Below are 13,387 nucleotides of genomic sequence, written 5' to 3'. Positions count from 1 at the left end.
CCAAACGGAACACATCGTTCCTATACCATAAGAAAAGCGTTGATCAGTTGCAATCAACGCTTTTATCTATTATATCAATAGTTGCCGCCAGTGTCAACAAACGTGCCGGTTCCGGGCTTTCCATCATTTGCCTTAAAGATTTTTCCATACTTCTGCGACATCCATATCTGTCGTTATCTCCTGGATGACCCGGTCACTGTTCACATGTTTCACCTCAATCCCGTTATTTTCCATAGCAACGAAAGCTGCAAACAGCATAAAGCACAGGAATACCCGTATTCCAAACGTACTGACAGCACCTGTTTCCTCTTCCCCGTACAGTTTGTGGTAGGCAGCGCCATATCTCGGATGCACGGCCGGAGGCATCTTACGGTCACTGTACAGATACCGTGTCTCATCCAGCAGCTGGCGCCGTCTTTTTTCAGAATTGTTCATGTCGCATCCCGTCCTTTCCAGGCAGCTGACATCGTACTTACTTTCTGCCTGGAATATTATATGCGGTACATATACGGTTTCATTCCCGTTTTAACGGTCTGCAAGTTCCTTTACGATATCTTCCCAGCTGATTCCCTTCTCTACCATAAGCACCATGGCATGATAAAGGAAGTCCGCCATTTCATATTTGACCTCTTCCGGGTTCGGATTCTTGGCGGCGATGACAATCTCCGTCGCCTCCTCCCCAACTTTCTTTAATATCTTGTCTATCCCCTTGTCAAACAGGTAGTTCGTGTAAGAGCCTTCCTTGGGATTTTCACGTCTGTCAAGGATAGTGCCATACACCGTCTCGAACACCTGCAGCGGGTTCGTCTCATCATAGTCGCTGCCTACGAGAGGCTGGAAGAAGCAAGTCGGGTTTCCTGTATGGCAGGCTGTGCCCACCTGGTCCACCTTGGCAAGCAGCGTGTCATAGTCGCAGTCTATCGTCAGTGATTTCACATACTGGAAATGTCCGCTTGTCTCACCCTTTGTCCAGAGCTGCTCTCTGCTTCTGCTGTAGTAGGTCATCTTCCCGGTCTTGATAGTGTGGTAGAATGCCTCCTCGTTCATATAAGCGAGCATCAGCACTTCCTGGGTCTTATAATGCTGTACGACGACCGGTACGAGTCCCTGTTCATTCGTCTTAAACTGGGAGAATTCCATCATGCTTTCAAAGGAAGTCATCTTTATCTCTTCCTGTCCGCATTTCTCCTTGAAGTCTACGAAATCCATATCTGTCTGGCTGACGAATTTCCCTGACAGCCCTTTTACGCCCGGACACTTCAGAATTTTAAACAGCTCCGGCTCCTCCATCGAGTCTGTGACGATTACGCACGGAACATCTGTGACATTCATAACCGAATTCAGGTCGAGCCTGTGCATGAATACAATCTCGCTGCTGTAATCCTGAATAAGATGCTGGTGCTTGAACAAAGCATCAAAGTCATTGAGGGATACGGCAATCTTCTCTTTTCCAAAACGCCGGGCGGCGTCTTCAATCAGTTTAACGCTTTCCGCCTTGGAAAAGTTCAGCATCGCCCGCTTGGCTCCCGCATACAGTATCTTCTTTATATCCTCCTGCCGCCGGATGTTGCCTCCTGCCACCATCGGTATACGGATGACACGGTTGATCCGTTTCATCAGGTCAATCGACTCATCATGCTCTTCGTCGGCGTCAGACAGGTCGAACACGAGCAGCTCGTCTGCTCCGTGGTCACTGTAATATTTCGCAAGACCGATGACGTCGTCTGTCAGTACCGTCTCGTCTGTAAACCATTTTACTGCTTTTCCTCCCCTGATAAATATGCAGGGAATCAATCGTTTATAGCTCATTGTATCCAGTCTCCTTTATAGGCTTCCTTTTGTAGTCCATGCTTCCTTCATCCGCGGCTCTGCCATGGTTGCCATATCAAGCGCTTTCCCAAAGCTTTTGAACATGGCTTCCGCCATGTGGTGGCTGTTGCCGCCGTCCAGTATCTTCAGATGGATATTCATCATGGCACTGTAGGACACGGCGTAGAAGAATTCCCGTACCATCTCCGTGTCCAGACCACCTATCCGATCTGCCGCAAACAGCGCGTCATACCCAAGGTAAGGGCGCCCGGACAAGTCTACCGCACAGAGTGCGAGCGTCTCGTCCATGGGAAGGATAACATGGCCATATCTTCTGATGCCGGTCTTGTCCCCTGCCGCCTGCGCGATTGCCCTTCCCAATACGATTCCCGTATCCTCTACGGTGTGATGGCAGTCCACGTGCATATCACCTTTGACCTTTACTGTCAGGTCAAATAACCCGTGCCGCGCGAATCCGTCCAGCATGTGGTCGAAGAATCCTATGCCTGTGCTGATGTCGTTCTGTCCACTTCCATCCAAAGTGAGCCTGACGGCAATATCTGTCTCTTTTGTCTTTCTCGTACATACGGACGTCCGTTCCATCCTCTCATCCTCCTTATCCTTCTTCAAAACGAACTTTAATAGAGTTAGCGTGCGCGGTCAGTTGTTCTGCTTCTGCAAACGCCTCGATATCTGTATGGATTTCCTCCAGCGCTTCTCTCGAATAGCCGATGATGCTCGATTTTTTGATAAAATCATCCACGGAAAGCGGGGAGAAGAACTTTGCTGTCCCATTAGTCGGCAGTACATGGTTCGGGCCGGCAAAGTAGTCGCCAAGCGGCTCGCTCGCATATTCTCCGATGAATATGGCGCCCGCATTCCTGATTTTTGTCATAACCTGATACGGGTCTTTTGTCATAATCTCAAGATGTTCAGATGCGATGTCATTGGCCACGTCTATCACATCATCCATCGTGTCGGCCACAAGGATATAGCCATAGTTATCTAATGATTTCTTTATGATCTCTGAGCGGGAGAGCTCTTGTGCGAATGCGTCTGCCTGGGCCGAAACTTCCCTGGCCAGCTTTTCGCTCGTCGTTAGGAGTATAGAAGAAGCCATTTCATCATGCTCCGCCTGAGACAGAAGGTCAGCAGCCACATATCTCGGATTTGCCGTCTCATCCGCCACTACGAGAATCTCGCTCGGACCTGCTATAGCATCGATGCTCACATGACCGTACACCGCTTTTTTTGCAAGCGCAACGTATATATTTCCGGGCCCTACAATCTTGTCCACCTTCGGTATGCTCTCCGTTCCATAAGCCAGTGCACCGACTGCCTGTGCGCCGCCTGCCTTGTATATCACGCCGGCACCGGCTTCTTTAGCCGCCACAAGCGTATGGGGGCTCACCTTCCCATCCCTTCCGGGTGGAGTAGCCATGATAATCTCTTCGACACCGGCCGCCTTGGCAGGCGCGATGTTCATAAGCACGGAAGAAGGGTATACGGCCTTGCCGCCCGGTACATATACGCCTACCCGGCAGAGCGGCGTGACTTTCTGACCGAGAATCGTACCGTCCGGTTTGCTGTCAAACCAGCTGTACTGGCGCTGTTTCTCATGGTATGTACGGATATTGGCAAGAGCTTTCCTTATTATGGCAAGAAGGGACGGATCTGTCATATGATATGCTTCCTCGATCTCCTCTTCCGTCACTTTGATATTATCAGCATCAATCTCTGCTCCATCGAACATTTTCGTATAGCCGAAAAGCGCTCTGTCCCCTTCTGTCCTTATTTTTTCCAGGATATCCGCCACGCGTTGTTCGTATTCCGCATAATTGTTCGGACTCCGTTTCAGCAGGTCTTCCAGTACGTTCCGCTTGGTTTCATTGTCCAACTTAAGTATTCTCATATGATCTGTCCTCTCTTTTATCTGCTGCTTTACTATTGCAGATGGCCGCGCAGCTTCGTGAGCAGCGTCTTGATTCTCGTACTTTCCATACGCATGCTCACAGGGTTCACGATCATCCTGGCTGAAAGTGGACACACTTCATCCAGCACTTCCAGCCCGTTTTCCTTCAACGTGGAGCCCGTCTCTACGATATCCACAATCACTTCCGAGAGTCCGACAATCGGCGCCAGCTCTATGGAACCGTTCAGTTTGATAATCTCCACAGTCTGATGTTTCGTATTATAAAAGTAGTCCTTTGCAATATTGGGATACTTGGTGGCGACTCTTATAAGCTCGTGGTGCTGAAGAAGAGGGGCAGCTTCCTTATAGCCACAGACACACATGCTGCACCTGCCGTATCCAAGATCCAGCACCTCATGCACCTTGCGCCGTTCTTCCAGTATCGTATCTTTCCCTGCCACGCCGATGTCCGCTGCTCCGTACTCAACATACGTGGGGACATCCGGCCCTTTTGCAAGAAAGAACTTAAGCTTCAGTTCTTCATTCGTAAATATCAGTTTTCGGGAATCTTTGTCTTTCATCTCTTCACAAGTGATTCCTATCTTTTCGAAAAGCTCCAGCGTCTGCCTTGCCAGGCGCCCCTTCCCAAGGGCAAATGTCAGATATCTCATAGTTTAGCTCCTGTCTCTTGAGGCAATCACTTTGTGCTCACCTGTCACCAGGTTTATCATCGTAATTTCCCCGTTTTTATTGATGTAAATCAGATTTCCTGCATAATACTCTTTCCCATATTCGATATAGTCCTCTATGAGCTTGCCTTTGGATTTTTTGACGAGCTCGGTATTTTTGGCCTTTTTCCTGAAATCTTTCGCCAGTACGAGCGCCTCTTTCAGCCGTTCCTCATCATATACGATAAGTGTATTTTTTCTTGTGTACACGATGCGTACCTTCTGTCTTGATAATGCATTCATCAGTTCGTCGATTACGATGACGAACCCTATAGAAGCAGACTCTTTTCCGAATTTTTCAAGCAGCTGGTCATACCGTCCCCCTTTGACAAAGGCATCCCCTGTACCAAACGTGTAGCCCCGGAAGATGATTCCGGTGTAGTACCCATAAGTACCACTCATGCTCAAATCAAATGTTACATACTCTTCCACCCCATATATCCTGAGAACGTCATAAATCTTCTCCAGACGTTTGATTGCCATAATACCTTTGGAATTGGGAGCGATATTTCTCGCCTGGGCAAGTATCTCTACCCCTCCTGCAAGTTCGTCAAGAGCGGCAAATGCTTCCTTGGAGCTTCTTTTCACATGGATGCTGTCGAGAAATTCTTCCACACCGAAGTAATTCCGGTTGTTGATGAGCTCCCGAACCCGTTCTTCCGCCTCTTCGTCCAGATCCGCATCTTCTATCAGGCTCTGGAAGTAATCTACATTCCCAACGTTCAGCTGGAACTCTTTCAGCCCGATGGAAGTAAGGCATTCGATGACAAGTGCCAGCATCTCCGCATCCGCCTCGGCAGAATCATCTCCCATGAGTTCCGCACCCATCTGCGTATTCTCCCGAAGCCGTCCCTGATAGCTGGAATGGTTAATGAACGTATTTCCGGTATAGCAGAGGCGAATCGGAAGCTGTTCGTCTCCGTACAGCGTTGCTGCCGCTCTGGCGACAGACGGGGTGATATCCGGCCGTAGAACGAGCGTATTGCCGTCCTTGTCAAAAAATTTATACAGATCTTTTGAGGGAATTGTGCCTATCTCCTTCCGAAACACGTCAAAGTATTCAAATGTAGGCGTCTGTATGTCGTGATACCCATAAAGATGGAATACTTTTTCGAGCCTGCTCTCCAGCGCCAGCTTCCGCCCACATTCAACATTATATATATCCCGGACCCCTTCCGGCGTGTGTAGTAATTTCTTCATATATCCTCCTGCTGTGTCCTGCTGTGTAGTAATATGGAGCGCCGCTTTAGCGTGCTACCATGATAAATTCCTTACTGCATTATACGCATTTTATCATTCTTTGTCAAGCCGCTCCCTAATCTCCAGGTCCAGATTCATCGCATCCAGATAAGGGACGTAGCAGCCATTCTTCAGTTCCATCAGAAAACGCGGGTCCAGCTCATCATAGCGGAAGCTTTTCCTGCCGCCGTCCTCCGCCCGCTTCCAGAAGGCAAGCATCTCATCATAGCGCATGTAATACAGGATGTTTCTGGACGAAAAATAGATGATCAGAAAGGACAGCCCCCCCTGCTTTTCATAGCCTCCCATAAACATCACCTGATGACTGTGGATATTCTGAAGGGGAAAGGTATCCGCGACACATTCCTTCGCGTCAAAACAGACCGGTATCCCCTGTACTGCACCGATATAATCCACCGTGCTGCGCTGATCGAAGTAGGCCAGCGTTATCTGCCTGTGTTCCTTATCCATCTTTACCGGCGTAATCGGCGTCGGAATCTTCTGTATGAGCGCCAATCCCATCTCCTGATATCGTTCGTTCGTCCGGTTGATCAAGTCTTCTAGCGTAGAACCTCTAAGGCCTCTTGAGTTCCATGTTCCCATGCCGTCTCCTTTATTACTTTCTGAAATATATCAGGCACCGGCGCCCGGAACCTTCTGTCCGAGAGCGCTGCCAGCTCACCGTCCATGTGCGGGAGGACAAGCTCATATGAATGGAGCATCTGTGACGTGACGCCATACATCTGTCTGTACCGGTCGTTCACGACCCTGTCTCCATACTTATAATCTCCACACAGCGGATGGGATACGTAAGCAAGATGCGCCCGTATCTGATGGGTGCGGCCTGTAATCAGATGCACTTTCAGAAGGGTAAGCATCCCATTGTAAGCCAGAGGGATATATTCCGTCTCTATAGGAACCGCCTTGCCTGCGCACCTGTCCTCTGCGACCTCCACCTCGTTCGTCTTTTCATTTTTGACAAGAAACCCCTTGATATGAGAAGGTCTGTCAACTTTCCCTTTCACGATGCAGAGATAGTATTTGCTCAGATTCCGTTCCCTGAACATGCTGCTGAATACCTGGAGCCCTGCCAGCGTTTTTCCGGCCACTACGAGCCCGCTCGTGTTGCGGTCCAGCCGGTTGCATATGGACGGGCGGAAGGTCTGCAATTCTTCCTTCGTTAGCTGGCCGCTGTCAAGCAGATATGATATCACCTGCTCTACAAGTGATACATCAGTCTTCTCTGCTTTCTGCGACAATATGCCGGACGGCTTGTTGACGAGGAGTATATGCCTGTCCTCGTAGATGATGTCTAGACTGACCTTTTGCCCCGCATCTATAACCGGGGCAGTTTCCCCGGTAAACTTTTCAACCGTTTCATCCGAAAGAAAGAGCCTCACTTCATCTCCGGCGTGAATTTTTTCATTTCCGGAGGCCCTGGCACCGTTCAGTGTTATGTTTTTCTTGCGGAGCATCTTATATATGAAGCTTCCCGGCGCGCTGTTCAGGTATTTCTTCAGAAACTTATCGAGCCGCTGCTCTGATTCATTTGGCTTTATTATTATATTCTTCATAGTGGTCCTATTTGGGAATAATCCTTTCCGCAATAAACGTTACATTGCAGTGCCCAGTATGGCGCTGCGAATCTTTTGTTCCAGATTCTTGTTGTCAGGCCTGTCGATAGCGGCGATGCTGTTCATCCCTTCTGCCCTGGAAATAAACGCGACATAGTCGCTGAATATCTTGACCGCCACCTTGTCGATATGGTTCTGGTGCAACGTTTCTTTTATGTGCTTTGCCGCCCTTGCTTCGTCTGTCTTCGGATTGGAAGCATATCCGCAGACAGTATTGCCTGAGATGACGACTGCATCCACCGGCATTATCTTCTCCTTGCTTGTGATGACCAGATCATAAGCTGTCGTCAACAGCGCTGCTTTTTCTTCTGTCTCTTTATATTTTTCAGGATCTATGGCCTTATACGGTGCGATTGCTATAAATTCAACCAACATCTTCGATGCCGGCAGACATCCAAGTACGGCAACCGCCGTGAGCAGATTCAGCTTCGTCCCCGTCTGGAAGTATCCGAGCAGCAGCAGAGCCACTACAATGGCAAATTCAACAATCGTAAACATGAGCAGCTTCTGCTTCTGTGCTTTGATATACCCCGGCTGGCCTTTTTCTATCTTCATCGTATATTTCCGTCTCCCTTATTCTGCTTTTTGCTGTCCGCCCTCATCAGCCGTATGACGAGCCTGTGAGGAAGCAGCCTGGCTGCAATTCTGGCTGCCTTCATGGCCGCACCGTACACGGACGTCTCCCGTCTGCACGCTGAATCGACAAGCGCTTTACGTACGACTTCTTCCGGACCGGACATAAATTTCCATTTCAAACTGCCGCCGGTTCCCCCTGCCCTCTCGAAAAAAGCGGTATCTACCGGGCCAGGGCACACCACTGTCGTTACGATACCTCTGCTTTTCAGTTCGCTGCCCATTCCTCTTGCAAAACTGTATACATAAGATTTCGTTGCGGCATAGACGGCAAAGCCGGGCTGTGGAGCGAACGCCGCCGCAGAGGCCATCTGGACGATCCGGCTGCCTTTTGACATATGTGGGATGCACAGGAGCGTCATTTTCGTCAGCGCCCTGCAGTTCAAATCGATCATGCCGGTCTGTGCAGCTCCATCCATATCGGACGCATCACCGATAGCCCCGTATCCGGCGGCATTGACAAGCATACGTATATCCGCCGATTGTCGTTCCAGTTCTTTTTTGATTCTATCGTATATATAATCCCGCGTCAAATCACCGTCAAAGATCCGCACAGGAAGAGGAAGCTCTTTTGCGAGCTCTTTCAGCTTATCCGTGCTTCTCGCGGCCAGCCATATCTCATCCAGCTTCCGGTACAGTCTGGGTATCTGTCTTGCAAATTCCCGGCCCAAACCGGAAGATGCACCTGTAATCATTGCAATTTTCATTGTCCTGCCTCCTATCCTGTCTTCTTTTTCTTGTGGACATTACGAATCGTCTTTTTCTTTCCACGAGTCCCGGCGTCCTGCCTATTCTGCCCGCTGCCTGCATGAAAGGATTTCCCTCCATGCGGCGGCCGCGGCCGGATAAGGCAGTGTCTGTCGAATCCAATCAGATCCATACGGCCTGTCTCTTTGAGCGCCTCGAGAACGAGATCGTAATTCTTCGGGTTCCGGTATTGTATCAAAGCCCGCTGCATCGCTTTCTCATGAGGATGCTTCGGCACATATACCGGTTTCATATCTCTCGGATCCACCCCGGTATAATACATGCATGTAGACAAGGTTGACGGTGTCGGGTAGAAATCCTGTACCTGCTCCGGCATATATCCCAGATCTCTTAGATATTCGGCCAGCTCTACGGCATCTTTCATCGTAGACCCGGGGTGCGAGGACATGAGGTACGGGACGAGATACTGTTCTTTTCCCAAGTCCCCATTTATCTTTTTGTATTTTCTGACGAATGCCTGGTACACGCTGTTCTCCGGCTTTCCCATCTTTGCCAGCACTGCGTCTGACACATGCTCGGGAGCTACCTTCAGCTGTCCGCTGACATGATGCCGGCACAATTCCCTGAAAAAGGTGTCATCTTTATCAGCCATTACATAATCGAAGCGGATGCCGGAACGGATGAACACCTTCTTTACCCCCGGCAGCTCTCTCAGCTTTCTGAGCAGCGCGATGTAGTCCTTATGATCCACTCTCAGGCTGCCGCACGGTTTTGGGAACAGGCACTGCCGCTCTTTACACACTCCGTGCTTCAGCTGCTTGCCGCAGGAAGGATGGCGGAAGTTCGCCGTAGGCCCGCCCACATCGTGGATATAACCTTTAAAATCTTCCTCCCATATGAACCGGCCGGCCTCTGCCAGCAGCGACTCATGGCTGCGGACCTGCATGATCCTCCCCTGATGGAACGTCAGTGCACAGAAGCTGCATCCCCCGTAGCATCCCCGGTTGCTTACCAGGCTGAACTTGACTTCCGATATAGCGGGCACCCCTCCGTCTTTTTCATAAATCGGATGATAAGTCCTCATATAGGGATAGCTGTATACCCGGTCCATTTCCGACGTGGACAGCGGTCTGGACGGTGGATTCTGGACGACATACAGGTGCTCTCCATATGGCTCCACAAGCCTTCTGCCTGAAAACGGGTCTGTATTGCAGTACTGCGTATAGAAGCTTTTTGCATAATTGATCCTGTCTTTTTTCAAATCCTCATAGGACGGAAGGATTGCCGCATCGTACACGCTTTTCAAATCACTGACCTTACACACCGTACCTGGAATATAGGTGATATCTTTGACATCTATTCCGGCATCCAGCGCTTCTGCTATCTCTATGACAGAGAGCTCTCCCATGCCGTAAGAGATGAGATCAGCTCCGGAGTCGAGCAGTACGGAACGTTTCAGCTTATCAGACCAGTAATCATAATGGGCAAGCCTCCTTAAGCTCGCTTCGATCCCTCCTAGTATAACCGGCGTCTTCTTATATACCTGACGGATAAGATTGCAGTACACGACAGCGGCATAGTCCGGTCGTCTGCCCATCACTCCGCCTGGTGTGAATGCATCCGTCTTTCTCCTCTTCTTTGACACCGAATAGTGGTTAACCATAGAATCCATATTGCCGGAAGATACGAGAAAGCCCAGCCTCGGCTCACCAAATTCGGTAATGCTGTTCTTATCTTTCCAGTCCGGCTGCGGTATGACAGCCACCTTATACCCGTAAGCCTCAAGCGTCCTCGTTATGATTGCGTGGCCAAAAGACGGGTGGTCCACGTAAGCGTCTCCTGACACATAGACAAAGTCCGGCCGCTCCCATCCCCTCTCTTCCATATCCTGCCTGCAGATTGGTAAGAATCCTTTTATCATGTCAATACCTCATAAGTTCCATTTCTGATGTCATAGTAGCTCTGTATGTAATAGTCTGCCAGCTCTTTTTTTCTGGCTTCCTGTGGTCTGGAATAATCATCGTCCACCCCGCACACTTTCATTCCTGCTCTTTTGCCCGCCAGTATACCCATCGGGACATCTTCAAAGACAAGGCAGCGATGCGGTGGTACTTGCATCTCTTCTGCCACGAGCAGGTACACATCCGGTGAAGGCTTTCCCTTCTCCACTTCACATGCACTATGCACAGAATCGAACAGGGGGCGGATGGAGAGGGCATTCAGCGCGGCATCTGCCAGCACATTGGAGTTGCTCGTGGCAATACCGATTTTCTTCCCCTGGGCGCGCATGTCCACAATGAAGTCATGTGCCCCTTCCTTCATATCCACAGAATGGATATACCTGTCGTATGTCATCTCCATCCATTCATCCATAACTTCATCCAGCGTCTGGTCAAGGCCGGGGAAAATATCCAGAAAAAGCCGTGCCACCTCAATGTAGCTTTTCCCTTCCATCATCTCATGAAAGTGATCCGGCTTATCCAGATGATACTTACGAAGATAATCATCGTCCACGGATGGCCATATCCACATAGAATCCAGAAGCGTCCCGTCCATATCGAATATGATTGCCTCCATATCTTCAAGCATGCCTGTCTGTCTCATATAAGTCTTTCAACTCCTCTTCTGTCAGTCTGCGGTACTCTCCTGGCTGCAAGGATTCGTCAAGGGCCAGCGCGCCCATCCGCTCCCGCTTCAGATAGGTGACTTCCTTCCCTCTTGCCAGGAACATACGCTTTACCTGATGGTATTTCCCCTCCTGTATGGTAAGCCGTACAGCCGACTCCCGTCCACTGGATATAATATCCAGAACGGCCGGCTTCGTCCACTCTTCCAAGGCAGAGGACCCGATATTGATGCCTTCTGCCATGGCGTGCACATCTTCTTCTGTAACTGCTCCCTTGACCCGTACATAATACATCTTATCGACATGTTTCTTTGGTGACAGCAGCCGGTGGGCAAGTGCTCCGTCATTCGTTATGAGAAGCAGCCCTTCTGTGTCCTTATCAAGCCGGCCGGCCGGAAAAAGGTCTTTCCTTCTCTGCCCTCCTATCAGGTCAATGACAGTCTTTTCGGTGCGGTCCTCGGTTGCAGACACGACACCGGCCGGCTTGTTCAGCATATAGTATTCAAACGCTTCATAACAGACCCGGCCGCCGTCGCAGCATACCGTGCACTCTTCGTCCACTTTATATTCCGGTGATCTGACGACAGTTCCATCTACCGTAACCTTCCCCTGCCGGATACGCCTTTTTACTTCTTGGCGTGTCCCGATGCCCATATCCGCCAGATACTTATCAAGCCTTATCATCAGCACAGCCTCCATCCGGGAAGGTACTTATTCTTTAGTATCCCGCCTGAGAGCTTGCCCCACCCAAGCGGATAGCCGTCCACGCAGACGAGATGCCATCCTTTGCTTCCGGCCGATACCATATCGTCTGCATCGATAGTCTCCCCTTTCAGATATCTGGAAACTCGTTCATCCGTTACAGAAAAATCAAGGGAATCCTCATACTCTCCCTTTTTCATATACATCGCCAGTGCCTGGCTCGGTTCAAACCGATTTTTCTTCAGTTCGCCCATAAGAAGGCCCGTCCTTAAAAAGCGGATGCCTCTTAGCTCAGGAAGCCCCTCCGGCATATAGTAGATACGTTCTCCTCTTAAATCGATTCTGGTTCTGTCCAGCTCCCAGGATACTTTCGTCATGAAAGCTTCCAGTTCTGCAGGCAGTTTTATACGGCTTCTTTTAAGAGGCACGGAGTAGTCCTCTTGGCGAATGCCACCGTCCTTTCTGAGGAGCGCAAGGTAATGCCCCTCTCCTTTCATATGATGTGGAAAGATACGAACGGTTTTTGCTATTGCGGGATCCTCCGCCTCTGTCAGCTCCGGGCGTCCTGGGCTGAATCCTTCATACTGCTCCATGTCCACTATCTTGAAGCCGGGACGGTTCTTCAGCAGATATGCCACGGTCTGTTCATTCTCACGCCCGTCAAACGTACAAGTAGAGTACAACAGCATCCCACCTGGCTTCAGCATATCTGCAGCCTGTACGATGATGCTTTTCTGGATGCTGCTGAAATATTCCGGCCCGTGTTCTTCCCATGCTTTTACCATTTTCTTGTCTTTGCGGAACATGCCTTCCCCGGAACATGGTGCATCAATCAGTATCTTGTCAAAATACTCTGGAAAGTATCCTGACAGATTCCCGGGTTCTTCACTCAGTATAAGCATATTTCCGATTCCAAAGACTTCTATATTCTTCAGCAGACCTTTCGCTCTTGAACTGCTGATATCGTTGGCAGCAAGAACTCCGGTATCTTTAAGCTTTGCACCAAGTTCTGTCGCCTTCCCTCCCGGCGCGGCACACAAATCCAGCACCTTGTCCCCCTGTTCTACAGGAAGCCGGCTGGCCGGCGTCATAGCACTTGGTTCCTGCAGGTAATACAGCCCCGCAAAATAGTATGGGTGTCTTGACGGAGACACTGCTTCACCGTCATAGTAGAATCCATTTTCAATCCATGGGATCGGTGTGATATCAAACGGACATATTCTTTTAAATTCTTCTACGGTAATTTTATTCGTGTTTACGCGAAGTCCATAGTATCTCGGCTCATCGTAACACGCTATATAGTCGGGATACTCGTCTCCTAGCAGTTCCTTCATCTTATCTTCAAATGCACAAGGCAGATTCATGTCGCAATTCCTCCATATGTAGTTACAATTCA

Annotated in this window: 14 protein-coding genes; all 14 read right to left on the bottom strand. The window is 49.7% G+C overall.

What is annotated here, in order from left to right:
• Positions 1 to 132 precede the first annotated feature (132 nt).
• On the bottom strand, positions 133 to 435 hold the full coding sequence (locus HMPREF0980_RS04690) for a hypothetical protein (protein ID WP_049727943.1): 303 nt from the start codon (positions 433 to 435) through the stop codon (positions 133 to 135).
• Between the two features lie 90 nt (positions 436 to 525).
• A complete protein-coding gene (gene hisIE / locus HMPREF0980_RS04685) occupies positions 526 to 1,809 on the bottom strand; it encodes a bifunctional phosphoribosyl-AMP cyclohydrolase/phosphoribosyl-ATP diphosphatase HisIE (RefSeq protein ID WP_049727942.1) in 1,284 nt (427 codons plus the stop codon).
• A 15-nt stretch (positions 1,810 to 1,824) separates the two neighbouring features.
• Positions 1,825 to 2,412 carry an imidazoleglycerol-phosphate dehydratase HisB gene (gene hisB, locus HMPREF0980_RS04680; protein ID WP_049727941.1) on the bottom strand — a complete coding sequence of 196 codons (588 nt, stop codon included), beginning with the start codon at positions 2,410 to 2,412 and terminating at the stop codon, positions 1,825 to 1,827.
• Between the two features lie 13 nt (positions 2,413 to 2,425).
• Positions 2,426 to 3,721 carry a histidinol dehydrogenase gene (hisD, locus tag HMPREF0980_RS04675; RefSeq protein ID WP_049727940.1) on the bottom strand — a complete coding sequence of 432 codons (1,296 nt, stop codon included), beginning with the start codon at positions 3,719 to 3,721 and terminating at the stop codon, positions 2,426 to 2,428.
• A 32-nt stretch (positions 3,722 to 3,753) separates the two neighbouring features.
• Positions 3,754 to 4,392: an ATP phosphoribosyltransferase gene (gene hisG, locus HMPREF0980_RS04670; RefSeq protein ID WP_049727939.1), complete on the bottom strand. Its 639-nt coding sequence runs from the start codon at positions 4,390 to 4,392 to the stop codon at positions 3,754 to 3,756.
• A 3-nt stretch (positions 4,393 to 4,395) separates the two neighbouring features.
• Positions 4,396 to 5,649 carry an ATP phosphoribosyltransferase regulatory subunit gene (gene hisZ, locus HMPREF0980_RS04665; RefSeq protein WP_049727938.1) on the bottom strand — a complete coding sequence of 418 codons (1,254 nt, stop codon included), beginning with the start codon at positions 5,647 to 5,649 and terminating at the stop codon, positions 4,396 to 4,398.
• Positions 5,650 to 5,742: 93 nt separating this feature from the next.
• Positions 5,743 to 6,291 carry a Holliday junction resolvase RecU gene (locus HMPREF0980_RS04660; RefSeq protein WP_049727937.1) on the bottom strand — a complete coding sequence of 183 codons (549 nt, stop codon included), beginning with the start codon at positions 6,289 to 6,291 and terminating at the stop codon, positions 5,743 to 5,745.
• Entirely contained in the window at positions 6,249 to 7,262 is a 1,014-nt protein-coding gene (locus HMPREF0980_RS04655) for an RluA family pseudouridine synthase (RefSeq protein ID WP_049727936.1), read from the bottom strand. The genes HMPREF0980_RS04660 and HMPREF0980_RS04655 overlap by 43 nt, the downstream gene beginning before the upstream one ends.
• Positions 7,263 to 7,301: 39 nt before the next feature.
• Positions 7,302 to 7,877, bottom strand: coding sequence for a hypothetical protein (locus HMPREF0980_RS04650; protein WP_049727935.1), 576 nt, complete (start codon positions 7,875 to 7,877; stop codon positions 7,302 to 7,304).
• Positions 7,874 to 8,662 (bottom strand): SDR family NAD(P)-dependent oxidoreductase, encoded by a 789-nt coding sequence (locus HMPREF0980_RS04645; RefSeq protein WP_049727934.1) that lies wholly within the window; start codon positions 8,660 to 8,662, stop codon positions 7,874 to 7,876. Before HMPREF0980_RS04645 ends, HMPREF0980_RS04650 begins: the two co-directional genes overlap by 4 nt.
• 11 nt (positions 8,663 to 8,673) lie before the next feature.
• Positions 8,674 to 10,584 (bottom strand): YgiQ family radical SAM protein, encoded by a 1,911-nt coding sequence (locus tag HMPREF0980_RS04640; protein WP_049727933.1) that lies wholly within the window; start codon positions 10,582 to 10,584, stop codon positions 8,674 to 8,676.
• Entirely contained in the window at positions 10,581 to 11,252 is a 672-nt protein-coding gene (locus tag HMPREF0980_RS04635) for an HAD family hydrolase (protein WP_049728333.1), read from the bottom strand. Before HMPREF0980_RS04635 ends, HMPREF0980_RS04640 begins: the two co-directional genes overlap by 4 nt.
• Positions 11,245 to 11,973, bottom strand: coding sequence for a pseudouridine synthase (locus HMPREF0980_RS04630; protein WP_242847332.1), 729 nt, complete (start codon positions 11,971 to 11,973; stop codon positions 11,245 to 11,247). The genes HMPREF0980_RS04635 and HMPREF0980_RS04630 overlap by 8 nt, the downstream gene beginning before the upstream one ends.
• The gene (locus HMPREF0980_RS04625; RefSeq protein WP_049727932.1) at positions 11,973 to 13,355 is read right to left on the bottom strand and encodes an RsmF rRNA methyltransferase first C-terminal domain-containing protein; all 1,383 of its coding nucleotides are present in this window, start codon (positions 13,353 to 13,355) and stop codon (positions 11,973 to 11,975) included. Before HMPREF0980_RS04625 ends, HMPREF0980_RS04630 begins: the two co-directional genes overlap by 1 nt.
• Positions 13,356 to 13,387: the final 32 nt, after the last annotated feature.

The organism is Dorea sp. D27, from assembly GCF_001185345.1.
In the GTDB taxonomy this organism is placed as follows: Bacteria; Bacillota; Clostridia; order Lachnospirales; family Lachnospiraceae; genus Extibacter.
Note: the sequence above shows the minus strand (reverse complement) of the source record. Positions and strands in the feature narration are given on the sequence as shown.